25 protein-coding genes are annotated in these 26,994 nt (G+C 46.1%); 14 read left to right on the plus strand and 11 right to left on the minus strand.

What is annotated here, in order from left to right; translation table 11 throughout:
* Entirely contained in the window at positions 1-186 is a 186-nt protein-coding gene (locus QUB68_RS02370) for a hypothetical protein (RefSeq protein ID WP_332989015.1), read from the minus strand.
* A 1-nt stretch (position 187) separates the two neighbouring features.
* Between QUB68_RS02370 and QUB68_RS02375 the strand changes: the two genes are divergently transcribed.
* The 9 genes from QUB68_RS02375 (at position 188) to QUB68_RS02415 (ending at position 8,390) form a co-directional block, all read left to right on the plus strand.
* Positions 188-703: a thermonuclease family protein gene (locus tag QUB68_RS02375; protein WP_332989223.1), complete on the plus strand. Its 516-nt coding sequence runs from the start codon at positions 188-190 to the stop codon at positions 701-703.
* A gap of 262 nt (positions 704-965) precedes the next feature.
* Positions 966-1,781 (plus strand): inositol monophosphatase family protein, encoded by an 816-nt coding sequence (locus QUB68_RS02380; protein ID WP_332989017.1) that lies wholly within the window; start codon positions 966-968, stop codon positions 1,779-1,781.
* Between the two features lie 102 nt (positions 1,782-1,883).
* A complete protein-coding gene (locus tag QUB68_RS02385) occupies positions 1,884-2,804 on the plus strand; it encodes a J domain-containing protein (RefSeq protein ID WP_332989019.1) in 921 nt (306 codons plus the stop codon).
* A 231-nt stretch (positions 2,805-3,035) separates the two neighbouring features.
* The gene (locus tag QUB68_RS02390; protein ID WP_332989021.1) at positions 3,036-4,271 is read left to right on the plus strand and encodes an ATP phosphoribosyltransferase regulatory subunit; all 1,236 of its coding nucleotides are present in this window, start codon (positions 3,036-3,038) and stop codon (positions 4,269-4,271) included.
* 73 nt (positions 4,272-4,344) lie between these two features.
* Positions 4,345-4,572 carry an indolepyruvate ferredoxin oxidoreductase subunit alpha gene (locus QUB68_RS02395; protein WP_194010874.1) on the plus strand — a complete coding sequence of 76 codons (228 nt, stop codon included), beginning with the start codon at positions 4,345-4,347 and terminating at the stop codon, positions 4,570-4,572.
* A 208-nt stretch (positions 4,573-4,780) separates the two neighbouring features.
* The gene (locus tag QUB68_RS02400) at positions 4,781-5,395 is read left to right on the plus strand and encodes a Uma2 family endonuclease (RefSeq protein WP_332989023.1); all 615 of its coding nucleotides are present in this window, start codon (positions 4,781-4,783) and stop codon (positions 5,393-5,395) included.
* Between the two features lie 76 nt (positions 5,396-5,471).
* Positions 5,472-5,951 (plus strand): M67 family metallopeptidase, encoded by a 480-nt coding sequence (locus tag QUB68_RS02405; protein WP_332989024.1) that lies wholly within the window; start codon positions 5,472-5,474, stop codon positions 5,949-5,951.
* A gap of 79 nt (positions 5,952-6,030) precedes the next feature.
* A complete protein-coding gene (gene moeB / locus QUB68_RS02410) occupies positions 6,031-7,203 on the plus strand; it encodes a molybdopterin-synthase adenylyltransferase MoeB (RefSeq protein WP_332989026.1) in 1,173 nt (390 codons plus the stop codon).
* Positions 7,204-7,853: 650 nt separating this feature from the next.
* Positions 7,854-8,390, plus strand: coding sequence for a hypothetical protein (locus QUB68_RS02415; RefSeq protein WP_332989028.1), 537 nt, complete (start codon positions 7,854-7,856; stop codon positions 8,388-8,390).
* 130 nt (positions 8,391-8,520) lie between these two features.
* On the opposite strand, the gene QUB68_RS02420 is transcribed toward QUB68_RS02415, so the two are convergent.
* Both QUB68_RS02420 and QUB68_RS02425 read right to left on the minus strand, forming a co-directional pair.
* Complete coding sequence (locus tag QUB68_RS02420) at positions 8,521-9,897, minus strand: DUF4041 domain-containing protein (RefSeq protein WP_332989029.1); 1,377 nt, start codon at positions 9,895-9,897, stop codon at positions 8,521-8,523.
* A 15-nt stretch (positions 9,898-9,912) separates the two neighbouring features.
* Positions 9,913-10,059, minus strand: a complete 147-nt coding sequence (locus QUB68_RS02425; RefSeq protein ID WP_332989031.1) for a hypothetical protein — start codon at positions 10,057-10,059, stop codon at positions 9,913-9,915.
* A 147-nt stretch (positions 10,060-10,206) separates the two neighbouring features.
* On the opposite strand from QUB68_RS02425, the gene QUB68_RS02430 reads away from it, so the two are divergent.
* Entirely contained in the window at positions 10,207-11,109 is a 903-nt protein-coding gene (locus QUB68_RS02430) for an ROK family protein (RefSeq protein ID WP_332989224.1), read from the plus strand.
* 99 nt (positions 11,110-11,208) lie between these two features.
* Here the strand turns inward: QUB68_RS02430 and QUB68_RS02435 are convergent, their stop codons facing one another.
* The 3 genes from QUB68_RS02435 to QUB68_RS02445 all read right to left on the minus strand — a co-directional run bounded on the left by QUB68_RS02435 (position 11,209) and on the right by QUB68_RS02445 (position 14,991).
* A complete protein-coding gene (locus tag QUB68_RS02435; RefSeq protein ID WP_332989033.1) occupies positions 11,209-11,634 on the minus strand; it encodes a hypothetical protein in 426 nt (141 codons plus the stop codon).
* A 448-nt stretch (positions 11,635-12,082) separates the two neighbouring features.
* Positions 12,083-13,741, minus strand: coding sequence for a CTP synthase (locus QUB68_RS02440; protein ID WP_332989035.1), 1,659 nt, complete (start codon positions 13,739-13,741; stop codon positions 12,083-12,085).
* Positions 13,742-13,995: 254 nt separating this feature from the next.
* Entirely contained in the window at positions 13,996-14,991 is a 996-nt protein-coding gene (locus tag QUB68_RS02445) for an Rpn family recombination-promoting nuclease/putative transposase (protein WP_332989037.1), read from the minus strand.
* Between the two features lie 281 nt (positions 14,992-15,272).
* On the opposite strand from QUB68_RS02445, the gene QUB68_RS02450 reads away from it, so the two are divergent.
* From QUB68_RS02450 to cutA, 3 genes are all read left to right on the plus strand, one after another.
* Entirely contained in the window at positions 15,273-17,789 is a 2,517-nt protein-coding gene (locus tag QUB68_RS02450; RefSeq protein WP_332989038.1) for a VIT domain-containing protein, read from the plus strand.
* A 247-nt stretch (positions 17,790-18,036) separates the two neighbouring features.
* Positions 18,037-18,936, plus strand: coding sequence for a pentapeptide repeat-containing protein (locus tag QUB68_RS02455; RefSeq protein WP_332989040.1), 900 nt, complete (start codon positions 18,037-18,039; stop codon positions 18,934-18,936).
* A 302-nt stretch (positions 18,937-19,238) separates the two neighbouring features.
* On the plus strand, positions 19,239-19,559 hold the full coding sequence (gene cutA, locus QUB68_RS02460; protein ID WP_332989042.1) for a divalent-cation tolerance protein CutA: 321 nt from the start codon (positions 19,239-19,241) through the stop codon (positions 19,557-19,559).
* A gap of 69 nt (positions 19,560-19,628) precedes the next feature.
* Here cutA and QUB68_RS02465 read toward each other — a convergent pair whose 3' ends face one another.
* The 3 genes from QUB68_RS02465 to QUB68_RS02475 are packed head-to-tail and all read right to left on the minus strand — an operon-like array spanning position 19,629 to position 20,704.
* Positions 19,629-20,237, minus strand: a complete 609-nt coding sequence (locus tag QUB68_RS02465; RefSeq protein ID WP_332989044.1) for a DUF2231 domain-containing protein — start codon at positions 20,235-20,237, stop codon at positions 19,629-19,631.
* Positions 20,215-20,493 (minus strand): hypothetical protein, encoded by a 279-nt coding sequence (locus tag QUB68_RS02470; protein WP_332989045.1) that lies wholly within the window; start codon positions 20,491-20,493, stop codon positions 20,215-20,217. Before QUB68_RS02470 ends, QUB68_RS02465 begins: the two co-directional genes overlap by 23 nt.
* A 46-nt stretch (positions 20,494-20,539) precedes the next feature.
* Positions 20,540-20,704, minus strand: coding sequence for a hypothetical protein (locus QUB68_RS02475; protein WP_332989047.1), 165 nt, complete (start codon positions 20,702-20,704; stop codon positions 20,540-20,542).
* A gap of 70 nt (positions 20,705-20,774) precedes the next feature.
* Here QUB68_RS02475 and QUB68_RS02480 point away from each other — a divergent pair, with 70 nt between their 5' ends.
* Positions 20,775-21,989, plus strand: a complete 1,215-nt coding sequence (locus QUB68_RS02480; RefSeq protein WP_332989048.1) for an NAD(P)/FAD-dependent oxidoreductase — start codon at positions 20,775-20,777, stop codon at positions 21,987-21,989.
* Positions 21,990-22,148: 159 nt separating this feature from the next.
* On the opposite strand, the gene QUB68_RS02485 is transcribed toward QUB68_RS02480, so the two are convergent.
* A complete protein-coding gene (locus QUB68_RS02485; RefSeq protein WP_332989049.1) occupies positions 22,149-23,261 on the minus strand; it encodes a hybrid sensor histidine kinase/response regulator in 1,113 nt (370 codons plus the stop codon).
* A gap of 4 nt (positions 23,262-23,265) precedes the next feature.
* On the minus strand, positions 23,266-26,991 hold the full coding sequence (locus QUB68_RS02490) for a PAS domain-containing protein (protein WP_332989051.1): 3,726 nt from the start codon (positions 26,989-26,991) through the stop codon (positions 23,266-23,268).
* Positions 26,992-26,994: the final 3 nt, after the last annotated feature.

Here is a 26,994-nt window from a genome sequence, read left to right on the forward strand (position 1 = left end):
TTAGATCGGAATTATAACCCGAGTGGGGACGGATCGATCGCTCTTTGGGGACAGCACTACACTCGGAAAATTATGATTCGGAAACTGAAAACTTTTATTCTCCATCACTACGCTTCGCCCAATTCCCAATTCCCAATTCCCAATTCCCAATTCCCAATTCCCAATTCCCAATTCCCAATTACCCATGCTGCTTTATAGGTTATTTGCGATCGCCCTTTGCGTGTTGTTAGCTAGCTGCCAAAAACCAGAAATACCCCAAGGTACGATCGCCAAAGTAGAAAGGGCCGTCAGCGGGCAAACAATCGAAGTTATCAGTACAGCCGACAAAATCGCCTTATTAGAACAAATCAGGCTGATTGGTATTGATGCACCAGATTTAAAACAGCAACCTTGGGGAGAAGCAGCCAAACAAAGACTAGAACAGCTAACTGGGGGAAAACAAGTATTATTAGAATCAGACATCGAAGAGAAAGACAGGTTCGATCGCAAACTAGCCTATTTGTGGCAAGACAAAATTTTGCTCAACGAACAGCTAATCAAAGAAGGTTATGTTTTGGCCTCAGTGCGATCGCCCAACACCAAATATCAACAGCGACTGATCAACGCTCAAGAATGGGCGAGACTCATGGGTAAAGGCCTGTGGAATCCAGAACGAGCTTTGCGACAAACTCCGGCAGAATTTCGCCAGCAAAATCAGAAATAGTTGACAGTTGGCAGTTGGCAGTTGGCAGTTGGCAGTTGGCAGTTGGCAGTTGGCATTAGGATTATTCTTCCCTCTTCCTTGTTTCCTTTTTCTTAGTGTCCTTCGCGTCTTCTTACTTCTTACTTCTTCCATCTTACTTCTTACTTCTTCCATCTTCCATCTTACTTCTTACTTCTTCCATCTTCCATCTTACTTCTTACTTCTTCCATCTTACTTCTTACTTCTTCCATCTTCCATCTTCCATCTTCCTTCTTCCTTCATAATGACAGATAATCAACTCCAAAACTACTTAGAAATAGCCACCGAAGCAGCCCTCGCTGCCGGTTCCGTGCTGCAATCTTTCTGCGGCAAATTAGAAAACATTCAAGAAAAAGGCCGATCGGGCGATTTAGTCACAGAAGCCGACAAAGCCTCAGAAGCAGTCATCTTAGAAATTCTCGGCCGCCACGTACCCGAACACGCCATCCTCGCCGAAGAATCGGGCAAATTAGGAGATGCAACTAGCAAATACCTGTGGGCGATCGACCCTTTGGACGGTACAACCAATTATGCTCACCAATATCCTTTTTACGCTGTGTCGATCGGACTTTTAATCGACGGCATACCACAAATTGGCGTAATTTACGACCCTTTGCATAACGAATTGTTTCGGGCGGGCAAAGGATTGGGAGCAACCTGTAACCGGAGGTCGATCGCAGTTTCCCAAAGTTCAGAATTGAGAACCAGCTTGCTAGTGACCGGCTTCGCATACGATCGGCGCGAAACAGCAGACAATAACTATGCCGAATTCTGTCACCTCACCCACCTCACCCAAGGCGTGCGGCGCAGCGGTTCGGCTGCCCTAGACCTCGCACATACAGCCTGCGGGCGATCGGACGGATATTGGGAACGGGGACTCGCCCCTTGGGACGTAGCAGCCGGTGTACTGATCGTGTCCGAAGCCGGAGGTGAAGTCACAGCCTATGACGGTAGTGCCTTTGAGATGAACTCTGGTCGAGTTTTGGCCACAAACGGCAAAATCCACGCCGAACTCAGCAGCGCACTGCTAGCAGTTCCGCCCTTATCTTCCTGGAGGTAGCACGCCCGCAACAAGAGCTCAGGGATAGTACGGGGGTCATAACCCCTTGACTCAGGCTACATTAAAGAATAGTCAAAAGCCAGGAAAGCGAGAGTAAAAGTTATGTCTTTTGAAATGACAAAAGGGCTGTTCAAGTACGATTTTACGGATCAGCACGCAATTTTGGGAATTCCCTTAGACTCCGAGTTGAGCGACATCCGCAAGCGCTACATGAAAATCGCCCGCCGCTTGCATTCGGATACTTGCTCTTTTGAAGACCAAGCGGATAAAGATTGGGCTAACCAATTTTTGTCAAAAGTGGTCAATCCGGCCTACAACAAATTCTCTAAGGAAAGCGATCGCAAAGAATACAACCTGCTATTAGGAACCATCAGCAAGCGCCTGGTTAAAGAACAAGCGAAAATGCAAATCGAAAGTGCAGCAGCCAAAGAGTTAGCTACAGCTAAAGATTTGGAAGAAGCTTACAAAACAGCAGTGGGCAAACTCGCTCTCAAGCAGTACGAGTCGGTTGCGGAAACCCAAGAGGCGATCGCTCAAATTAGCGAACTCAACATGGTTTACCTGCTGCGAAAAGAGCGCCTTGGCGTTGGTGTAACGCCACCTCCGCCACCCCCAAAAAAAGAAGATCCAAAAGTTGTAGATCCGAAAACAACAAAACAAGACCCGGTGACTCAACAGCCGTCGGTCAAACCCCCAATAGACTCCCTGGCAGATCGATCTTGCGTCCGAGCTCAAGGATTTATGGACAGCAAAAATTACGCCAAAGCAACTTTGGAGTTGAAAGAAGCCCTGAAACGCGAACCGAAACACAGCAAAGCTCACGCTTTGTTAGCCATGTGTTACTTTCAACAAAGTCAAGCCACAATGGCAAAACTTGAAGTGCAAAAAGCTTTGGCATCAGATCCCGAAGAACCTACGGCTTTGGAGGTGAAGAAAAAGCTGGAACAAGCTTTGGAAAAGGCTAAAAAAAGTGAGAAGAAACCGGGATTTTTTGCAAGTTTGTTTGGCGGGACGAAGAAATAAAAAGTTGTCAGTTGTCAGTTGTCAGTTGGTAGTTGTCAGTTGTCAGTTTTGAATCGTTGAAAAGATAATACGGCGGTTTCAAGCGCCCGGTGTTCTGAACCCAAGCGTATTGTTGATACCTGAATTTGTTAAAGTCGAATGTTAGGCTTACGGCGTTCGACTTTAACACCGTCTCTCAAGCTAAGCTTCTAAGGTCAATCGCAAATCTAAAGTCTAAACTCTAAAATTGATATGGTTTACCAACCCCCATCGGGTGCAAGAGATTTATTGCCCCTTGACGTTGCTCAAAAAAATTCGATCGAACGGCGCTTGCAGCAGGTTTTTCACCGCTGGGGCTATCACCGGATTATTACTTCTACTCTAGAGAGGCTGGAGACGTTGATGGCTGGGGGTGCGATCGACCGATCGACCTTAATTCAACTCCAAGACGCTGAGGATGGAGAACTCGGCTTGCGGCCAGAATTGACAGCATCCATCGCGCGGGCGGCTGCGATGCGGATGTCCGGGACGCGCTGGCAGCCCCAGCGCCTCTACTACAACGCGAACGTCTTCCGCAAAGGCCCGGATACTGGCTCAGGCGGGCAACAGGAGTTCTATCAAGCCGGGGTCGAGCTGCTCGGCGCGGGCGGGAGCGTTGCCGATGCGGAAGTGCTGCTGCTGCTGTCTGAGTGCTTGCAGAGCTTAGAAATTGATGACTGGCATTTGGTGCTGGGAGAAGCGGGCTTGACTGCAACTTTGCTAGAACCGTTTCCGCCAAATGTGCGCCAAAAAGTGCGATCGGCGATCGCAAATCTCGATCGCATCGCCTTGGAAACCTTGCCGCTGTCGGACGAATTGCGATCAAGAGCTCTGCTGTTATTTGACTTGCGCGGCCGCCCAGAAGATGTATTGCAGGTGGTGGCAAAGCTGGATTTAGATTTGCCACAGCAAGCCGCGTTAAATAATCTCAAATGTGCGATCGAACTGCTGCACAAATGTCAAGCAAAAATCCCCAATTTGAAATCTCACATCCACCTCGATTTGAGTTTAATTCAAACCTTTGACTACTACACTGGAATAGTGTTTGAAGTTGTCAGCAGCAGCAAAACAGGACAGCGAGTTTTAGGACAAGGCGGACGCTACGACCAACTGCTAGGACTGTTCGACCCCCAAGGGCAAAATTCCCCCGGCATCGGGTTTTGTCTGAACATTGAAGATTTGCACCAAGTGTTGCTGACAGAGGGTAAATTGCCCACGGAGACACCAGCCAGCGAATGGTTGGTGGTGCCTCAAACTCCAGAAGCGGCGGCGGCGGCCTTTGATTATGCCCGCAAACTCCGAGAGTCTACTCCCCAAGCTCGGGTGGAGATAGATTTGGAAAGTCGGGAGACAGAGGAGGCTGCTAGGGACTACGCGCGCGATCGCAGAATTGCTCAAATTGCCTGGGTAAATGCCGAAGGTTCCCCAACAATTGAAACAGTAAATTAGGATTTTTTGAAACCTAATTGCTAACTACCAATTGCTAATTTCTCATCCACAATCCAAAATCTAAAATAGAAACATGGCGCACACTATCGTTACGAATATTTGCGAAGGAGTTGCTGATTGCGTCGGCGCTTGTCCGGTTGCTTGCATTCACCCCGGCCCCGGCAAAAACGTCAAAGGTACTGATTGGTATTGGATTGACTTCGATACCTGCATAGATTGCGGCATTTGTTTGCAGGTGTGTCCAGTCGAAAATGCGATCGTCCCAGACGAACGGCCAGAATTGCAGCAAACTCCGACTTGATAGCAATTGGGGGCTAGATAGTTATTGTAGGGTGCGTCAGGTTTGAATGTTTTGACTACAGGCTAAGGGTTTTCGCCTGATACACCCTACTGTTAGTTAGCTAAATTGACTTTTTTTGTGAACCGCAGAGGGCACAGAGAACACAGAGAATAAGGGTGAGAAGATCAGAAAATCTAACGTTTAGACATCTAAGTGCAGGTAATTAATTATGCTACTTTTAGATCCAAAAACACTGGAACCAGCAACCGAACAGCGCATTATTTTATATGATGTGACTTGGGAACAATACGAGCAACTTTCCGATATGTTTGCCGATGAATTCCCCAGGATGACTTACTTAGAAGGAACGTTAGAAATCATTATGACGACTTCGCCAGAACACGAAAGACTCAAAAAGATTATTGCCCGGTTAATCGAAACCTATGCAGTTGAAAGGCTAATTAATCTCAACGGTTACGGAAGTGCTACATTTCGCCGCGAAGTTGTGAGACGGGGTGCGGAACCAGACGAGTGTTATTGTTTGGGTTTGCTTGCAGAAGTCCCGGATATTGTGATGGAAATTGCTCTAACTAGCGGTGGTGTTGACAAACTCGATGTGTATCGAGGTTTGCAGGTTCCTGAAGTCTGGTTTTGGGCGAATGACCGATTTTCTCTTTACCGTTTGCGAGATTCTGGTTATGAGTTAATTTCCAGTAGTGAATTTTTGCCAGAGTTAGACTTTTCCGTGTTGAGTCAATATGTCGGATATGATAATCAGACTCAAGCTGTGATTGCTTATAGAACTGTTTTGCAAACAGCTAGAGAAATCCCAAATCAATTATAAAATCTCCCTTCCCTTCTCCTTTCCTCCTTCGCGTCCTTAGCGTCTTCGCGGTTCATTAAAAAAAGCCTATAAAAAAATGCAAAATATAGCACTTACCGAATCTCAGCTATTATCAATCCGCAGCCACGGCGAAAGGGCTTATCCCGAAGAATGCTGCGGTTTGTTACTTGGTCGAGTTACTGCTGGCGTTAAAACTTTAGTAGAAGTTTGGCCGACTGACAATGCTTGGAGTGCAGAAGCTGAGGATAATTGGCCGGAACAAACAGGATTGACAGAAAAACGAAGATATGCTATTAAACCTGAAGATATGTTGCGGGCGATGAAACATGGGCGCGATCGCAATTTAGACATCATCGGCATCTACCATTCTCACCCAGATTGTGCCGCAGTGCCCTCGGAGTGCGATCGGACAATGGCATGGGCGCAATACTCTTACATCATCGTGTCCGTGCGACAAGGCAGTTCAGAAGACCTCCGCAGTTGGAGTCTAGACGGAGAGGGGAACTTTCAAGCAGAGGAAATTCTCGCAGTCGAACCGACTCAGATTAAGAAATAGTTACTAAAAATCACAAACACGCAAAAATGCCAAAGATTCAGATAGGATATAATTCAAAATCGGCACTATACAGAATATCATGCTAAATCCTAATCTGGACGAGATCCAGCTCAACAAACAAGAATACGAACGCTACTCTCGCCACCTCATCCTGCCAGAAGTTGGATTGGAAGGCCAGAAGCGTCTCAAAGCTGCGAGTGTGCTCTGCGTCGGTACGGGAGGCCTCGGTTCGCCGCTGCTGCTGTATTTAGCAGCCGCTGGTGTTGGCCGCATTGGGATTGTAGACTTTGATGTTGTTGACCATTCTAATTTGCAGCGCCAGGTAATTCACGGCACTTCTTGGGTTGGGAAGCCGAAGATTGAGTCGGCGAAAAATCGGATTTTAGAAATCAATCCTTTTTGTCAGGTTGATTTGTACGAGACTCGCGTTAGTTCCGAAAATGCGATCGGCATTGCCACTCCCTACGATATTATTATCGATGGTACGGACAACTTTCCGACTCGCTATTTGATGAACGACGTTTCGGTGATTTTGAACAAACCCAACGTCTACGGTTCCATTTTCCGATTTGAAGGACAAGCAACTGTTTTTAACTACGAAGGCGGCCCGAATTACCGCGATTTGTACCCAGAACCCCCCCCTCCTGGGATGGTTCCTTCCTGTGCGGAAGGCGGCGTTTTAGGCGTTTTGTGCGGAGTTATCGGTTCTATCCAAGCAACGGAAGCTATCAAGATTATCTTAGGTCAAGGAACTACTTTAAGCGGCAGATTGTTGCTGTACAATGCCTTAGACATGACATTCCGCCAATTGAAATTGCGGCCGAATCCAGTGCGCCCGGTAATTGAAAAGTTAGTCGATTACGAACAATTCTGCGGCATTCCTCAAGCTAGAGCACAGGAAGCGCAACAGCAACAACAAATTTCCGAGATGACTGTCACCGAACTTAAAAAGTTAATTGACAGCGGCGCCAAGGATTTTGTCTTGTTGGATGTTCGCAATCCTAACGAGTATCAAATTGCTCAAATTCCTGGGTCAGTTTTGGTTCCTTTACCGGATATCGAACACGGCGCAGGTGTTGCTAAGGTCAAGGAATTGTTGAACGGACATCGCTTGATTGCACATTGCAAAATGGGCGGCCGTTCTGCGAAGGCTTTGAGCATTTTGAAGGAAGCAGGAATTGAGGGGATTAATGTTAAGGGCGGGATTACTGCTTGGAGTCAAGAAGTAGATTCGTCTGTTCCTCAATATTAAGCTCAATCTTGTTATGGGCGGGTTTAGCTAACATCACTCCTATACAAGCGAGTGTATGAGTGCAAAACTCGCCCTTCCCATGTAAGGTTTATTTGTAACCACCTAGTTATACCAATTATTAAAAATATTGGTATATAGAAATTAGAGGATCTCATTTGTAGGGAAACGGCATTGCCCATTGGTGTTAACTTAACGTCAAACGTAGTTACAGACTGCTGTTTACCGCTGAGGCTAGATCCCCCCTAGCCCCCCTTAAAAAGGGGGGGACAAGAATCTTCTCAAAGTCCCCCTTGCTTTCGGGGGATTTAGGGGGAAGAAGCCTCGGCTATAAACGAGAAATACAAAAGTTGTAAGGCTTAATTTGACACCAATGGGCTAAGCGAAGCGGAGGGATTGCCGTGTCCGACGGGGGGTTATGCAAATAGAAAGATAATTTTTATAATACTAACAATTGTAGCAACACTTTTTCCAATTGGTATAAAAAACCCGGTTCGATATTCACGAGTGGCCAGAAACCGGGTTTTTACGAAAATTATTCGCTATAGCCCGAAGATTAGGTAAAAAACCCGGTTTCTTAGATATTGGTGCGTAAGTCCCGATTAATTGAAACCAGACTAAAATAGAAAATACCACCCATCAAAACCCCACAAATGCTAAACAAAATTTGGCAATTCCTCAAACGACTAATCCAGCGCCTATTGGGAAGCACACCCCCACCACCACCACCACCTGCGCCCCGCCCCACCCTAACAGACGCGGAATACGAGTCGAAATTCATGGAAATCCTCGAAGGGGTGAATGCCGGCTGGAGTCGAGGGGATGTAGCGGGATTCTTAATCGCAAAACGCCTGAGAGATGGTGAATTGGCGGCTTGGTTGCGACGGTTTGGGACTGGATTGTTTGAGGGCGAACATGATGACACGGCTGCTGCGGATGCGGTGGCTTCGCTTCAGGAATTGGCGCGCAGGCTGGGATTGTTGGGTAGAATTGGTAGCGGGGAATTGTCGCAGGTGGCGGGGGATATTGGGCGGAAGATTTTGAGGCGATTTCCGCTGCCGGTGGTTGAGGATGATGGTGGGTATGGGAATGTGATTGAGGCGGTGTTTGCTGGGGATGGTTTGGGTGTTTCTGGGGATGGGAATCGTGGAGGTGTGGAGGGTGAATCGGATGAATCGAAAAAAGTATGACGGGTTTGGGTAAAGTTGGTTAGAAATCCTGTACAAAAGCATGGCTGAGTGAAAGTAATAATAACTTGCGGATATTGGTTAAACGCTTCGACAGATTGCCATTAGGTGGACTCCATAGCCTTTGCATTTTTTATTCGTTTTCATCAGACTCTTCTTCATCCCAACTGGGCGTATAATTTGAATCTGGAGGCTGGGTTTCTCCGCATTCTATAGCTAGCGTTTTGCGATATTGTTCTGCCTCGGCAACTTTAATAAATTGAATCGCATCTTTTTTTACAGTTTTAGTTTCTGCTGCAATCTTTTCAACGGCAGAGGCGATTTCATCCAATGATACCTTGAAAAATTCCTTGCGTTCGTTAACTTTGTTGACGCTCTTATCGCGAAAATATTTATGTAACAAATTCTCAATTTCTGGCACATTTTCACAAGAAATCATTGCATGAATATCAAAAGGAAATGGCACTGACGCTCCACTTAGTTCTTTAATCCGTTCCTCCGGTTCAAATCTGCGTGTCATCCCTATCTTATAAACATTTTCCCCAAAAGAACCAATATTTGAAATGACGTATATATGACCAGATTTTGTCATCTGAGCGCGAGATATAGCCCTTTGATTACCAAGGGACTCTTCAAGTTGTTGACTGAGTTTTTGGATTTTAGCCTCTAGTTGTTCTTTTTGTTTGCCAGCAGCTTGTTCCATTTCACGACGAGCTTGTTCTAAAGCTTTTTCGCGGCTTTTTACTTCTTGTTCCGCCTCTTTCTTCGCTTTTTCTATTTCACGAAGTTCTCTCTCTTCCGCGCGCATTTGCTCTCGAATTCTTCGCTGTTCTTCGGCATCTGCTTGTTTCTTCTCGTGAAATTCATGGGTCAGAAAGAGTTCTTCTAGTTTGAGGTCGCGATACGTAGGCATGATTGTACAGCGATTACTTTCTGATAATTTGTTAATGGTTTGACAAGCTTTGTTGATCCTGGTTTCTAATTTTTGGACGTTATTATATTTAACCTGAAGAATTGCAGCATCGCACTCACCGTTAAATGCTCTCAGTATAAGTGTGAGAAAGTCATCGGTCAGTTTTTTACCTTTTGTTTTACTGCCATCTACTGTCCACGGTATATGACAGATGGCAGCAGTCTTATTTTTGAGCATTTGACTTTGTTGGCTTCTGATTTGATCAAGTCTGACTTTATATTCTTCAGAACTACCAAAATTATACTTAGATTGATAAAATCCAAAAGATTGAACGGTTTCTGCTTCTTGAACTTCATTGAGTTTTTGCTGGATTTTTTTGATTTGAGCATTTAGTTTCTGTTGCTCGCCGACTATCTGGTCGAGTTCCGTTTGTTTGAGATTTATATTTGAATCTAATTGCTTTTCAAATTCTTCTTTGGACAAGATTGTGTCATACTTACGTAAATTTTTTTTAACTTTTGAGAGTTTGAGTTGCGTGTATGTTAAGAGAGCAGCTAAAACTACTGATGCTACGGTCAGAAGTGTTGACAACATCATGATTTTGTATCCCTGTTAAATATGTTTTAATATAACTGAAAATTTATGAATTGGGCAAGTTGCTAGAGATTTAGCCCGATCGCCTTCAGTACGATCGCTAACTACCCACTCTACTTGATGCGCTTGGGTGTGATCGGCAATATCCAGGCGATCGGCTAACATACGAATTACGACTTATGGCACCACTGTGCGGAAAGGGTTACACCGAAATAATTCCTGCAATCTGTAAGGTGCACGCAGTATACCCTACAATCTGTTGATACTATGAGGATTAATCCCCAATCCTTGCATCCACAATCTCAAATCCTCATGGCACAAGTAATCGGCATCGACTTAGGCGGCACCGCAATCAAACTCGGCAGATTTACCGCAGACGGCATTTGTCACCAATCCTTAACAGTACCAACTCCTCAACCCGCAACGCCTGAAGCCGTGTTAGCCGCCATCACCGATGCTATTTTACAACTTCAAAGTCCCCAGGGCGATCGAATAAGTGCGATCGGCATCGGCACACCAGGCCCCGCAGACGCCGCCGGCAGAATAGTCAGAGTCGCAATCAACCTCAAAAACTGGCACAACGTCCCCCTCGCTGACTGGTTGGAAGCCAAAACAGGACTACCGACAATATTAGCAAATGACGCCAACTGTGCCGGATTAGGAGAAGCTTGGTTAGGTGCAGGAAAGCACTTTAAAAACCTAATATTAATGACTTTAGGTACAGGTGTCGGCGGCGCAGTTATCCTAGATGGCAAACTATTTTCAGGTCATCAAGGTGCCGCCGGAGAACTCGGATTAATTGCCATAAATCCCGACGGCCCAGAGTGCAATAGCGGCAATCGTGGCTCCTTAGAACAATACGTTTCGGTGCAAGCAATTCGCCGCGAAACGGGTTTAGAACCCCTAGAATTAGCAAATCTAGCTAAGTCTGGAGATGACAAAGCTTTAGAATATTGGCAAAATTACGGGCGCTATCTCGGTATCGGTTTAGCAAGTATAATTTATGTTTTAACGCCGGAAGCTATTATTATCGGTGGCGGAATTAGTGCAGGTGCAGAGTTTTTCTTACCAGCAGTTCGAGCCGAAATAGAGCGGCGGGTGCTGCCGAGTTCTCGCGAAGATTTGCAGTTATTAGTTGCAAAATTGGGCAATCAAGCAGGCATGGTAGGCGCAGCTAAATTAGCGTGGCAAATTGCTCTAATGACTGATGACTAATAACTAATGACTAATAACTAATGACTAATAACTAATGACCAATAACTAATGACTAATAACTAATGACTAATGACTAATGACCAATGACTAATGACTTCTTCATAGCAGAGAGTGTCCAGTCGTATTTTTAATGTAATCCAGAATTTTTTGATAATCGTCCGAGTTGCCTTCGCGCATGAGAATAATATTATTGGCGCTGTCTGGCAGGCAAAAGCTGATTAGCCGACCGTTCTGTTCGCAAGCAAAAGAGCTAATTCTACTGAGATCGATCGCAAATTCCTTGCGGTCATAATTAATTTTAATCCACGAACCTTTAGAATTGCGATCGATCGTTTTTTTGATGTATTCGAGAATTTGCCTGTAAGCCTCATGATTGCCTTGGGGATTCAAGATAATCGGCTGACTGCTATTAGGCAGCCAAAATGTGATACGCTTGTTATCTAGTTCGCTAGAAAAAGCACTAATAGTGTCAAGGTCAATTATGTATGTACTTTTCTCATAAGTAAATTTGCTCCAATACGCCACAAAAACCTCCTCAAACCTGCGCTTCCTGGTATTTTAGGATAGTTTGACAACTCATACCATTTTAGATTTTATATTCTAGATTGGGAATGACAGATTCTGTATGGGTTTGGATATTGCCTACAGTTGCATTCTTTTTTGAAACTGGTATCACCATTGAAATCTCAGCTAAAAAGTTAAGTAAAAATACTAAGAATTTTTACCTTCTGTCTTCTCCCTTCGGGTACTAGCCCCCCAACTCCTATGCTAGGGCCAGGAGGTGAGGTTTTTCACTCGTTGAGAATGCTGCCCGATATCGTGTCTGGTAAGTGCCACCCCAATTAAATCCGATTGTTGGGCTGGGGGGTGAGAGTACGATCGACTATCTGCCCTATTTGAATATTGTCTGCACTCACCCGCCCCTACAGACTTCTAATATACCAGAACTAATCGATCGCACATTTAGGGCAGATTAACTTCCGGCAAGTTTCCCCGCCACCAAGTCGCGAGCCTCAGCTTCTAAAACATCCTGCTTTCCCTGGGTGCTGGCCGCCTGGATAAACCCCTGAAACAATGGGTGCGGGGCGCTTGGTCGAGATTGGAATTCGGGGTGAAATTGACTGGCGATGAAAAAAGGATGATTGGGTAATTCGATCATTTCTACCAATCGGCCGTCGGGAGATGTCCCGGAGACTACATAACCTGATTCTAAGAAAAGATTGCGGTAGGCGTTGTTAAATTCGTAGCGGTGGCGGTGGCGCTCGTAAATGACTTCTTTCTGATAAAGTTTAAAAGCGAGGGTGTCTAGGTTGACGCGGCACGGATACAAACCCAGTCGCATTGTACCGCCTAAATCGACTACATCTTGCTGTTCCGGCAATAAATTAATTACCGGATTTGCGGTATCTGGGTCAAATTCAGCGCTGTTGGCATTCTCTAGTTGGGCGGTGTTGCGAGCCCATTCAATCACAGCACACTGCATCCCCAAACACAATCCCAAAAATGGTATTTTATGCTGTTTGGCATATTCGATCGCCGCTATTTTGCCGTCTACTCCCCGAATCCCAAAACCTCCGGGTACCACAATGCCGTTCATATCTTTGAGATAGTTATCGAGGTTTCCCGATTCTAAATCTTCTGAGTTAATCCAGTGCAAATTTAGGTCGCAGCCGATCGAGATTGCTGCGTGCCGCAAAGCTTCGACAACGGAAAGATAAGCATCGTTCAACCGCACGTATTTGCCAACCAAAGCAATATCAATTTTGTGGTTGGGGCTGTAAAGCCGCTTGACTAAGGTTTGCCACTGAGTCAAATCGGGTTGCCGCTGTTCGAGTTGCAGCAAGTTGATGGTTTGTTCCGCCAAACCTTCCTGTTCCATCATCAACGGCACTTCGTAGATACTTTTGGCATCTTGAGCGGTGATGACGCATTCTTCGGACACATTGCAGAATTCCGACAATTTTTGTTTCAGCCCCAAATGTAAAGGCCGATCGCACCTACAGACTAGAATATCTGGTTGAATACCGATCGACCGCAACTCCTTCACCGAGTGCTGAGTCGGTTTAGTTTTCATCTCCCCAGCCGACGGAATCCAAGGTATCAGCGTGACGTGCATATACAAAACATTTTGCCGCCCGACATCCTTGCGAAACTGGCGAATTGCCTCCAAAAACGGCAAAGATTCAATGTCTCCCACGGTTCCGCCGATTTCCGTAATCACCACATCTGGATTGGTATTTTTTGCTACACGAAAAATACGCTCTTTAATCTCGTTAGTGATGTGGGGAATCACCTGCACCGTACTCCCTTGATATTCGCCGCGGCGTTCTTTATTAATCACCGCTTGATAAATGGCACCCGTGGTGACGCTGTTGAGGCGAGACATGGAAGTATCGGTAAAACGCTCGTAGTGCCCCAAATCCAGGTCTGTTTCCGCGCCGTCTTCGGTGACGAAGACTTCTCCGTGCTGAAATGGGCTGAGAGTGCCGGGGTCAACGTTAATATAGGGGTCTAGCTTCAAAATCGAGACAGAATAGTCTCGGGACTTCAATAAGCGGCCCAAGGAAGAAGCGACAATTCCCTTGCCGATACTGGAAACCACGCCGCCGGTCACAAACACAAATTTGGTCATAGATTTTCGACTTTAGATCTTTCTAGTTAAGAGGGTAACACTCAACTCTAAGAGCTAAAATCGAAAATTGTCCAGCAGGGTTTCAGCATTTCTCAAATACGGGTGGGGACATGACGAGTTGCAGATTAGCTCGATCGGGCTATTTGCAGGGGTTTTGAGCTCTCCTGGCCCATTTCACAACTCTTGCTTGTTCCTCAGTTCGCTTTTGAAGGAGACGAAGGGCGGGCTAGAGACCAACCCTTTTTTTACCTTCGTCAAGAATATGTCTGCAAGCGATCGGTCAAATCTGACATACTCGCCAAATCTAAAACAGCCTCTCCTAAATTCTCTAATTGCTCAGCGGATAACTGACTGATGCGAGCTTGAATCTCCGACGACAGCGGCCCGACACGGCGCTCCAATAAACGAACAACTAATTGCAACTGTCCTCGTTTGATCCCTTGTTCGATGCCTTGTTCGATGCCTTGTTCGATGCCTTGTTCGATGCCTTGTTCGATGCCTTGTTCGATGCCTTGTTCGATTCCTTCTGCAAGGGCTATTTTGGTAGCTAGACTAATGGAGCCACGCTGGTCTTGAATGAAGATTTCTCGCTTATCTAACTCATCTAGTTCCTGAGCATTTAGATTTGCTGTACTGGCAATTTTAAAAGCCTGTTTCAGTTCCTCTACATTTCCCAATTCTTCTGGAACAGCCTGTAAAGCTTGAGCTGTTTTCATGAAGTATATCCACTTATCTGTCAAGGTTTCTAATTCATCTAGTTCCTTGTTGAATTTTGGTAACTCCACAAACACCATCTCAAATTGATCTGCTAGATAATCTACTAAAAATGTCTTTTCTTTGAAGATAAAATGCGAAATCACTGTGTCCATGTTCTCAAACATTTTAAAATCTGTAATCGTCAGAGCAATCACAGGGTTTAACTTGCTGTAGCCACTTCCTGTGCTTAGCTGCATTGAATATGTTTTAGTTGCATTATACAAAACCCGCTGCTGAAAGTATTCTACATTCAAAACCTGCATTTCAATAATCACAGTTTTGTCACCATTAATCTTGGCTTTTACATCCAGGTAAGTGTCTTTGATACCTTTAATGTTTGGAGCTAAATAGGGGTCGATAATTTCTAAATCTTCGATGACTGGCTGTGCTTCGTAGAGGAGAGCATTTAAGAAACTAATTAAAATGTCTTTACTGTCATCCGAGCCGAAGATTTTTTTAAAGGCAAAGTCGGTTTTGGGGTTGATAAAATTCATGGCTTTTTCAATTTATTAGAGGTTGAGAGGTTGAGGTTAGAATTATTTAAGCTATCTAACTATTATACGATCTTGTAGGTTGGGTTAGCAGTCGATCGCCCTAACCGACCTCCATACCGATGCCAGCCAAGCGTCTGCGCCTCTGGAGTCAATTCTAAAATCTTTAATCTAAAATCTAAAATCCCGTTAAGTCATGTTTCCCAGAAAGGTAACTCAGGAACGTTTCGCGAATGGTAAGGTCATGGTAAACAAAGCACCTCCAGTCTGATCAAAAAACAGCTATGAAGTTTGTCTGCGTTTTATCCCCTCAACGGTTGCTTTCTGCTGGTATCGCATTGCTCGCTGCGATCCTCTTCGAGGGCTTCGCTAACGAGTGCGGCGTGTGGCTCGCTCCCAATGGGGCGCGGGCAAACACTCCTGGGCAAAATCATTCGTCTGGGCCGCCAAAAATCCTGGCTAGTAACGATGTTAGTTGCGATCGCGCGCGATCGCCCGAAACTCGCTGTCCAGTTGGCGGTTTGTTCGTCAAGACTCAAAATACAGCCAGAGAACAAGTATTTGCTCTCAAACGGACTGAAGTTAAAGCCAAAATTGCTGGCAATATCTCCCGCGTCGAAGTTGTACAGAAGTTTGAAAATCCTTTTCCCGAATCTTTAGAAGCTGTTTATGTATTTCCTTTGCCCGATGAAGCGGCGGTGGATGACATGGAAATTACAATAGGCGATCGTACTATTAAAGCTAATATCAAACGCCGCGATGAAGCTGTAGAAATTTACGAAAAAGCCAGACAGCAAGGCCGGACTGCGGGTTTGTTGGAACAAGAACGATCTAATATTTTTACTCAGTCTCTCGCTAATATCAAACCGGGAGAAAAAATAGAAGTTACGATTCGCTATACCGAAAGTCTCAAGTTTGTCGGCGGTGATTACGAATTTGTGTTTCCCACAGTGGTTGGCCCGCGCTATATTTCGCGAAATACGACCGATGCCGATCGCATTAACCCGCCTGTTTTGCCTCCCAGCACGCGATCTGGTCAGGATATCGCTGTTTCGGTAGAAATAGATGCCGGAGTTGCGATCGGCGATGTCCGCTCTACTTCCCATCAAATTATAACTGACCGCAGCGGCAATATTGTGCAAGTCCAATTAGCCAATTCTGACACAATTCCCAACAAAGATTTAATTCTCCGCTATCGAGTAGCGGGCGAAAATACTCGCGCAACAGTTCTAACTCAATCCGACCAGCGCGGCGGCCATTTTGCTACTTATTTGATTCCGGCTTTCAACTACAAAACTCATGAAATTGTACCTAAAGAAGTCATTTTCTTGATGGATACTTCCGGTTCTCAGCAGGGCGATCCGCTGGTAAAATCCAAGGAATTGATGCGCCGCTTTATTCAAGGGCTGAATCCCAACGATACTTTTACTATTATTGATTTTGCCAACACGGCGACAGCGCTTTCAACTACTCCCTTAGCAAATACGGCAGAAAATCGACAAAGGGCAATTAATTATATCGATAAATTGCAGGCTAACGGCGGAACAGAACTGCTCAATGGCATTCAAGCAGTGATGAATTTTCCGGCGACAAAAGCAGGGATGCTGCGGAGTATTGTACTAATTACTGATGGTTATATTGGCAATGAAAAAGAAGTGCTGGCTCTGGTGCAGCGGAGTCTGAAACCGGGAAATCGACTTTATAGTTTTGGTGTCGGCGGTTCGGTGAATCGGTTTTTGCTTAACCGTTTGGCCCAAGTGGGAAGAGGCACGTCTCAAGTAATTCGTCAAGATGAACCGTCAGCAGCAGCGGCAGAAAAGTTTTTTCGTCAAATTAATAGTCCGGTATTGACTAATATTCAAATTAGTTGGGAAGGAGTGGGGGAAAAACCGGAGATTTATCCGATCGCACCCCCAGACTTATTTGCGAGTCAACCGCTGGTTTTGTTTGGCAAAAAGACCGATCGAACTAACGGCCAACTTCGCATCCGCGGCACTCAAGCGGGCGGCAAAGCTTACGAGCAGATTTTACCTGTTAATTTTGCTCAATCCGGCGGGCGGCAGCGGGAGTCAACTTCAGTCGCACCAACCGCTACGGATTTTGGAAATTCGGCGGTAGCTCAACTTTGGGGGCGATCGCGCATTCAAGATTTAATGAATCAAATGTTTGGCGGCGAGACTAAATCTTTGGTGGAAGCTGTGACTAATACTGCTCTGACTTATCGCTTGCTGTCGGAATACACGGCTTTTGTGGCTGTGAGCGAAGAAGTGCGAGTCGAACCAGATGGAACTCGTCGTCGCGTGCAAGTGCCTGTGGAATTGCCCCAGGGTGTCAGCTATGAAGGTATTTTCGAGTCTGAGGGGGGCGAGCAAACGAGAGGTGGCACTCGCAACTTTGGCGGGATTAACAGCCCGGCACCGGTGAGTACAGCCCCTATGGGATTACTGCGACAGCTAGAGCCACCGCCACCCCAGCAGCAGATTGCTGCTCGCTTGCAAGTAGTCAGCGCCCAAGGGTTGGATGCAGGGGCGATCGCATCTCTGACTCAATACCTCAAATCTGTTAACCTCCCGGCGGGGGTTAGCGGCGAGACGGTGTGGGAGTTATCGGTACAAAACGGCAGCGTACAGCAAGTGGCGATCCTCTTCGAGGGCTTCGCTAACGACAATCAAACCTCGACGCTGCAAGCAACAGACGCCCTTGAGACTCTCAAGAAAGCCTTAACTTCCTGGAAACCTCCCGCAGGATTCAAGGGTACGCTGCGGCTGAAGTTGCAGATTAATGCCGATGTTAAGCAATGACTATCTATGTCACTAAACATTAACTTTTAATTCAAAAGTACCGAAAGGGCGATCGCTACCGCGAGAACTATATAAAATCTTTATTAAGAGATCGCGCTTGAACAGAAAGTAATGTTACCAGAAGTTATACCGTTTGATGCCAACGCTGAAACAGTCTAATTTTTGTAACAGTACAATTTCTGAAACAACCTGAAGAGTAAAGATTTCTCGATCGAACCCCCACCAATCAGAGAAGGTATCACGCCCTATGGAAGTTAGCGAACTACTCAACAATTACGAAAAAGGACAAAGAGACTTTGCTGGAGCCGATCTGGGCGGGGCAAACCTCAGCGGAGCCATCTTAATCGGAGTCAACCTTTCGCGAGCTAATCTTTCCGGGGCCAACCTCAGCAGAGCATTTCTCACCAAAGCAACACTCAAAGGCGCACAGATGCAAAGAACAAATCTGAGTTTTGCCAAAATGGGCGAAACCCAACTCTCAGACGCAGATTTGACAAAAGCTAATTTGAGCGGAGCTTTTTTGGTAAAAGCAAAGTTACCGAGAGCAAAGTTAAGTGGCGCAACTTTAAGTGGCGCCAACCTGCGGAGTGCTGTGTTGTGGAATGCCAATTTGTGCAGCGCCGACTTGCAATTAGTTAACTTCCTCGGCGCGAATCTAACGGGAGCTAATTTTAAATGGGCAAACCTTTATGGTGCAAAGCTCAACAGTGCAAAACTTTTTGGAGCTCAATTAACCGGAGTTAGTCTGCGGCGAGCGCAGTTGACAGGGGTGAATCTCTGCGGTGCAGATTTGAGCGGCGTTAACGTCAGCGAAGCTAAACTGATGGGAGCTAATTTGGAAGGCTCGAATTTGGCGGGGGCGAATTTCAGCGCGGCTATTTTGCGGGGGGTGAAGTTGGCGGGTGCAAACTTAACCGGGGCTAAGTTGAGGGGAAGTTGTTTGAGAGGGGCAAATCTGAATTGGGCAAAGCTGTGTCAAGCTGATTTGATGGCGGCAGATTTGAGCGAGGCGACGTTAATAGGAGCTAATTTAGATCATGCTTTGTTGGACGGAGCTATTTTACCGGAATCGACTAGGCGCTACTTTTCCTTAGCTGCGGCGTGCAAAGTCAATTCTTGGGATGTTTCGGAAGTTAAGCATCGGTAATGGGTAATTGGGAATTGGTAATCAATCAAGGACAACTAACAGCTCATACCAATTTTAAAAAGTTTTGCTAAAATTTTCAATCTTATACGAATTTAGCGATCGCACTCGCTCACCAAGAAACCGGGTTTTTTTACCAAAATACTTGGTTTAAACCGTAAATCTCGGTAAAAAACCCGGTTTCTGGATACCCGTGCGTCCAGGACTATAATTATTAAAAGTGGCAGAGATCCGCGCCGGACACGGCAATGACGTTTCCTGGGAATGCGATCGAGGTTTTCTGTTCAAATTAATTTTAAATCGTTATGACTGTTAATTTTGGGTTGGTGTTGGTAACTGCGGGATCGGAGGCGGAGGCGGAGAATATCGCCAAATCTCTAGTTGAAAATAAGCTGGCTGCTTGTGTGAGTTTGTCGCCAATTCGCTCGATTTATACTTGGCAAGGGCAGATTCATTCCGAGTCAGAGTGGCAGTTGGTGATTAAAACTGATTTGGCTAAATTTGAGGCTTTAAAAACAAAAGTTCAGGAACTCCATTCCTATGAAGTTCCCGAAATTATTGCGATTCCGATTGTCGCTGGCAGCGAGGCTTATCTGAGTTGGATTGGACAATCTTTGAGTTTGTAGTCAGGACTTTAGTCCTAATTTATTCAATCTACAGGACTGAATTCCCTACTAAAAACGATCGCAAACCTACTAATTTTGACTGCTAGGGCCGATGACGCCGACTTTGTGGCGAAAACTTAGTTCGCCGCCGAACCAGCCTGTAACGCCCAGCAAGGTGGCAACGACGATCGACAATCCTAAGCCTGTAAACACGATCGGCTCAGCAGCATTTCCTTGCCGCAACAGCAGGTTAATCAGCGAAAGTACCAGAGCCGCCACATTGCCGCCCATGTGCAACCAACCGGCACTGCGATCGCGCACTCTTTTAATTTTCGCAAAATCTAAAAAGCCCGTGATCCCAGCCAAAATCCCCGCAGCAAAACCGCTACCGATCAGCCAAACCGAAGCTCTCGCCCAAAACGGATCGCTTGTCAGCCAGTAGCCGATATCCGTGCCGGCGGCTCCTACTAAAAAGGCGATCGGAAACACGATCAGCACTGGGTGGAGGGGATGGCCTGCAACTGAAACTGTACTCGTAATGCCCGCGTCGCGATACTCTGTGTCGTCACTTTCTAGAATCGGCGGAATATTGGGATAGGGCGTAGTATTTCTTTGATTTGTTTCCATGATTTCTAGCGATAAGTTTTCTACAAAACCCGTTTTTATTGGATTGAAGTTAATCCATAATCCGATCGCCATTTTCGTCAACGCGCATCTGCCGAATTACGTCAGAAATTTCCTCGGCATCTTTGACGTGGTGCAGGGCTTTCTTTTCCCCATCCGGTTCTTCTACGACGAAATAAGTGGGAACTGTCACCACATCTCCCGTGATGTCTGGCACGTGGTCAACCGCTAATTGCTCGGCTTTTTCTTCGATGCTTTGCGGTTCCTCGGAAATGCGATCGCCCGGATTGGCAGTGCGCTGCATATCTTTGCCCGGTTTGTCGATACTCATAAAAACCTCTGTGGTGTTTCTAATTTTGTGCTGTCTGTAATTCCTACTATTTAACGAAAAATCTCCGGCCGCAAACATCTCCCGAGGGGTGGAAGTTTCTGTTAGGGCGATCGCACATCGCCTCTTTCTGTAGGTAGAGACTTTTTTGAAGGAAGAAGAACCGTAGGGACACGGCAATGCCGTGTCCGGCACGGGGAGTAGGACACGGCATTGCCGTGTCCCTACTTTTCATAATTGATATAAAATCAAAGCATCATTTCTTTCTTCCCTTTGAATTGCCCATGAAAAGTTACGACTGGATTGTTGTCGGCGGCGGGATTACGGGTGCAGCGGTGAGTTACGAACTCGCAAAAAAAGGTTTTTCCGTGCTGCTTTTGGAACGAGATGCGATCGCGCACAATGGTACTCGTTTTAGTTACGGCGGCTTGGCTTATTGGTCGGGTACGACCGATTTAACTCGTGAATTGTGTGCCGAAGGTATCGAACGCCACCGCAATTTATCGGCGGAATTAGAGGCTGGTACTGAGTTTCGCGAGTTGGATTTGTTGCTGACAATTGATGCGGGTACTGATCCCGAAAAAGTTGCGGCAAATTACGCGCATTTTGCCATTCCTCCGCAGCTCTTGAGCGTTGCAGAAGCTGGTGAGTTGGAACCTTTGCTGAATAAAAGTGCGATCGCCGGAGCTCTAACTGTGCGTCACGGTCACATTTCGCCGACTGCCACAAATATAGCTTATTGTCAAGGGTTTGTGCGGTTGGGAGGAACTATAGAAATTGCTGAAGTAATTGGTTTAATAGCAGAGGGAAATCGGATTTCTGGAGTCCAGACTGTACGCGAAAGTTATGCTTGCGAAAATGCGGTGATTTGTGCTGGAGGTTGGAGTCGCAGTTTGCTGAAGGCGGCGGGTATTTCTGCGGGAGTTTATTTTAGTCGCGCCGAGATTTTGGAGACTGCACCTGTGGATTTGAAACTCAGGACTTTGGTGATGCCCGCGGTATTAAAACGTTTTGAATTGGAAGCTGAATCGAGTAAAATTGAGCTAGATTTTCTTTGGGATAAACCAGGTAATGAGTTGTTACCACCGATTTTAGATTCTGGTGCAATTCAATTTAATGATGGCAGTTTGCGGATCGGGCAATTGTCTCGGACTTTGAGCGATTTGAATGCTAAAGTCGATCGCAAAACCAGCGAAACGGCAATTCGTGCGGGTATCGGCAAGGTTTTACCAGATGCGGCAAATTTACCCGCAACTTGGCACGATTGTATTGTGGCATTTAGCGCTGATAAGCTGCCCATAGTCGGGGAAATTGGCTCTCGCCCGGGATTCCACGTTTTTTCGGGTTTGAGCAATCCTTTGGCGATTGTACCTGCTTTGGCGGAGCGATTTGCTAACTCGGCGGCAGGATCAAAAGATTGGGCGATTGAGATTTTGTCTCCCAATCGATTTGTAGAAGAAGGAAGAAGGAAGAAGGAAGAAGGAAGAAGGAAGAAATAATAAAATCCAGGATTTTTGCAACGCGTGAATAATAGCCGTAAGGTGCGGACTTCGCACCCTACATAATTATGTTCTGCGTCTAGGAATAACCAATAACCAATAACCAATAACCAATAACCAATAACCAATAACCAATAACCAATGACAAATGACCAATGACTAATGACTCAGAAAAGGCAGCGCGACACTAAATTTAGTACCTTTGTCGATCGCACTTTCCACAGTTATTGTACCGCCGTGCAAGTCAACGATGTGTTTAACAATGCAAAGTCCCAAACCCGAGCCTTTAATCTGGCCTACATTCGTCCCCCGTTCAAACTGGTGAAATAGTTTTCCTTGATATTCCGCTGTCATCCCAATTCCCTCATCTCGAACTCCAAAAATTATGTGCTGGTTTTCGCAGCTTAATTCTAAACTAATATGGCCGCCGTTTGGAGAATATTTGATAGCGTTTGAAAGCAAATTAGTCAAGAGGTGGTGCAGCAATTTTGGATCGAGATGGGCGTACAGAGGCTCTGTTTTGGCGAGGAAAGTGAGGACGTGCTTTTGGGTGACTATCGGTTGCATTTCTTCTAAAATAGAGGTGCAGAAATCCGTCACATTTAGCTGATTTAAACTCAAGGAAAATTTGCCTGATTCTGCTTTACTGAGTATTAAAATATCCTCCAGCAATTCGCTCATATTACTGACGGCTTTTTTGATGCGAGCGACATTTTTATTGGGAGTTCCTGGCTTCGCCTGCAATTCACTATCTTCCAGCATTTCAGCCGATAGCTGTATGGTAGTCAACGGAGTATTTAAATCGTGGTATGCCATTGAAACAAGTCGCGCTCTACTTTCGCTTTTCGCTGCGGCTAATGCAATTATTTTTTTCATCCTCACTGCTTCTTGATGTTTGCTCAGCGCTATCTTGATGGTGGCGTGTATTTCTCTTTCTTTAAACGGTTTGAGGAGGTAGCCGTAAGAGCCAGTATTTTCGGCTCGCTGCAAAGTTTCGTCGTCAGCATAGGCAGTTGTATAGATAATTGGGATCTCTAATTCTTGATTTATTCTGGCTGCTGTTTCTATGCCGTCAATGTCACCTTTGATGACTATATCCATTAAGATTAAATCTGGTTTAATTTCATTGGCGCGCTGGATGGCATCGGCTCCTGAAGAAACAAGACCGACGATTTTATATCCCAATTTTTCTAATTTTAATACTAAATTTTTACCAATTAAGAGTTCGTCTTCGACAATCAAAATCTGAATTTGTTTTTGTGAAAAATTCATTTTTTTACAACCTCTGAAAGTAGTTTAATTCGTTAAATATTAAGTGAAATGCTGTGCCTATTTTTCTTGACAGTTCGATGGTTCCTTCTAACTGATCGGTTAAAGTGCAGACAACTTGAAAGCCCATCGAGTTAGTTTTCCTAAAATCTAATTCTTCAGGAAAGCCAATGCCGTTGTCTTTAACGAAGAGGTGGATTTCCCGATCGCCCGTTTGATAGCATTCTACACTAACTGTACCGCTCGTGCCGTGAGGGAAAGCGTGTTTCAGGGTATTTGAAACCAATTCATTAGCGATTAAACCGCAGGGAGTAGCGGTTTCAAGGTTTAGGGAAATTGGTTCAGCTATTACCTGCAACTGAATGCGGTTGTCACTTATATTGTAAGAGTGAAACAAGTTCGTTACCAAATCTTCCAGATATTCGCCAAAATTAATTTCCGCCAGGTTGGTCGAGCGGTACAGTTTCTCGTGAATCAGAGCCATAGAGTAGAGGCGATTCTGACTTTCTTCAAACATGAGGGCTAATTGCGGGTCGGCAACTGTGTTAGATTGCAATTCTAACAGGCTGGCAACTACGCAGAGGTTATTTTTGACGCGGTGGTGAATTTCTTTGAGCAAGATTTCTTTCTCTTTGAGAGAAATTTTTAAATTTGCTTCCGCTTGTTTGCGCTCGATAAGTTCCGCTTGCAGTTGCTGGTAGAGTAGAGATTGCTGAATGGCGATCGCCAATTGATTAACCAACTGCTGAAATAAATTGATTTCCCATTCTTGCCACTCCCTGGGCCCATCGCACTGGTGTGCAATCAGCAATCCCCAAAGTTGGCTGTGCTGAATAATCGGCACTACTAACTTAGCCCTAACTTCAATTTGTTGCATAAACTCCACCACACAAGGTGTAATGGAGGGATCGTCTAGTTCGGAAATCGCAGAAATTCGCCCTTGCAAATAAAGCTGATAACTTTGGGCGGGGAAAACCTCTTCGCCAAAACATCTATTTACCAGCGGGCTGCATCCTTCGGCCACGGCTTCAGCAATGACTAAACCGCCACTTTCGGGTAAAATTTGATAAACCAAAACTCGATCGGCTAACAAGACTTGCTGGAGTTCCGCAACCGTGGTGTTGAGAATTTCCTCTAATTCCAAAGACTGGCGGACGCGGCGGGCGATCGCCGAAACTAGCCGTTCTTGCTCGAACTGCTGCCTCAGGGCGATTTCAGCGTGTTTAGAATTGCTGATGTCCGCCGCGTAACCAATAATTTCGATCGGAATACCGCTGCTGTCAACCAAGAGTTTTAGTTCCGTCCGCAGCCAGCGGTAGATTCCATCTTGATGCCGAAAGCGGTACTCGCAAATGCAATTTTTATTTTCGGACAAATCAGAAAAGTTTACTATAAATTGCGGCAGATCTTCAGGATGAATGCGGCTCGACCAAAAGTTAGAATCTGCCAACACTTCTTGGGGGTCGTAGCCCACAATTGCCTGAACGTTGTCGCTGATATAAGTAGTACAAAATTCTCTCCCCGGCGCGGCAGTAAAAATTACCGCCGGATTAGAAGCCAGCAAAAATTGCAGGCGTTCTTTTAACTGCTGCAATTCCCTTTCTGCCCGCTTGCGATCGCTGATATCTTCGATCGCCGCCATGGTGTAGAGAGGAGGGCCGTCGCTGTCGCGGATCAGCGTCACCGTCAAGTTTCCCCACATCAACTCGCCATTCTTCTTAATCAAGCGTTTTTCCATTTGGAAGCGAGAAATATTGCCCTCGACCAACTGCTTGATTCCATCGATTTTTGCTTGTAAATCTTCTGGATGCGTGAGATCGGTAAAAGTCATCGTCGCCAACTCCGCATCGCTGTAGCCCAATATTTGGCGGTAAGCTTCATTCACTTTGATAATCCGGTAGTCGCGCACGCTTGCCAAACAGATCGCGATTGGAGCATCGTCAAACAAATTGCGAAACTTTTCCTCACTCTTTTGCAGTGCAGCTTCTGCCTGTTTGCGATCGGTAATGTCTCGGGCTACCCACATCACCCGATCGACTCCCAGTGGCGAAACACTGCCATCAAACCAGATTAACTTCCCCTCAATTTCCAGGCTGTATTCAACTCTGTGGGTTTCCCCAGATCCCAAGGTTTGGCGAATGTGGCCGAGGAGAAAATTAGCTTCCGCTTCTGGGAAGATTTCGGCGAGGGTTTTGCCGAGCACTTCAGCAGCCGGTTTGTACAGCAGTTGGGGAGCCGTGGGGGCAACTTTGAGGCAGCGGCCGCTGGCATGGAAAACCATCACGACATCTGTCATCGCATTAAACAGCGCCAACAGTTCGGCTTCGGAGTTTTGCAGTTTTTCTTCGGTCAATTTGCGATCGGTAATGTCGGTGTCAGTCCCGATCAGGCGGCAAACCTTGCCCTCGGGCGATCGCACAGCAGTGCCGCGGGCAAATATCCAGCAGGTGCTGCCGTCTTTGTGCAGCATCCGGTGTTCGACTTCAAAAATTTCTGTCACGCCATCTAGATAAGCATTTACTGCTGCCTCGACTACAGCTCGATCGTCGGGATGAGTCAGAGATGTCCAATTTTCCATGCAGTTGGGAATCTCTGCGTCTTGATAGCCCAACAAAGCTTTCACAGACGGATCGAGGTAGATTTCGGCGGTTTCCAAATTCCTGTCCCAAATCCCCACTTGGCCCGCCGATACTGCTAGTTCGTACCATTGAGTCCGCTGCTGGACTCGCATTTCTAACTCTGCATTGAGCTTCTGCAAAGCGATTTCTGCTTGTTTGCGATCGGTAATGTCGATCGAGATCCCCACCATCTCCACAGCCTCACCCGTCTCACTGTAAATGCCTCTACCCCTTTCCAAAAGCCAGTACAGCTTGCCTTCGGGAGAAATCAGCCGGAATTCGCTTTCGTAGTCGCTGCGGTTTTCTAGGGCGCCAGTGAGGGCTGACTCGACTCTGTCGAGATCGTCTGGATGCACGCGATCGCGCCAAACCCGATAATTTAACTCATCGGTTCCGGGCCTTAAACCCATCAGCCGGAAACCGCTGTCGTTTCCGGTGAGTTTGCCCGTGGCGAGTTGCCACTGCCAACTAGCGGTACGGGTAAACTCTAGGGTGAGTTTGAGTTGTTCCTCGCGGCGGAGGCCCGCCGCTGCGGCTTCCTGTCGCTGGGCGTCTAACACTTCGCCTTTTTCTTCCGTCCGTTTTGCCGCTGCTTGTTGCAGTAACTCTATCCAGCTATACATGGCTGGGCGAATCTTTTCTGCGCTGACTGAACCTACGAGTTGACCCCGTTCATCCACAATTGGCAAACAATCGATCGAGTGTTGACAAAATAGCTTAAATGCGGTAAAAATATCGGTAAATTCTGATTCTTTTAAGACAATTAAATTCCGCGTCATTGCATCGGCAACTGGCATTTCTTGCCATCCCGATTCGGCGGCTAAGTTCAGCACATCTGGCGGGCCCAGCACTCCGACTAGCTGATTTTCCTCGACAACTAAGACGCAACTCATCGATGTTTTTAGCGTGGCGTTTGAGTGCGGCGGTGCATTCGCCAGCGGGCAAGTGTTTCTCGCCCGACGCATCAGAGCGATCGCCTCCCCCAGGGAAGTTGATGGCGCAACAGTCACCGGATGGCGATCGAGAAATTCTAAGGGCGATCGTAAATTTGCCGAAAAATTAGCAAGTTCCATAAGTCTCGACCAAAAAGTATTGCTAACTAACTTTAGCAACACTTT

The sequence above is a fragment of the Microcoleus sp. A006_D1 genome (assembly GCF_036702805.1).
In the GTDB taxonomy this organism is placed as follows: domain Bacteria; phylum Cyanobacteriota; class Cyanobacteriia; order Cyanobacteriales; family Microcoleaceae; genus Microcoleus.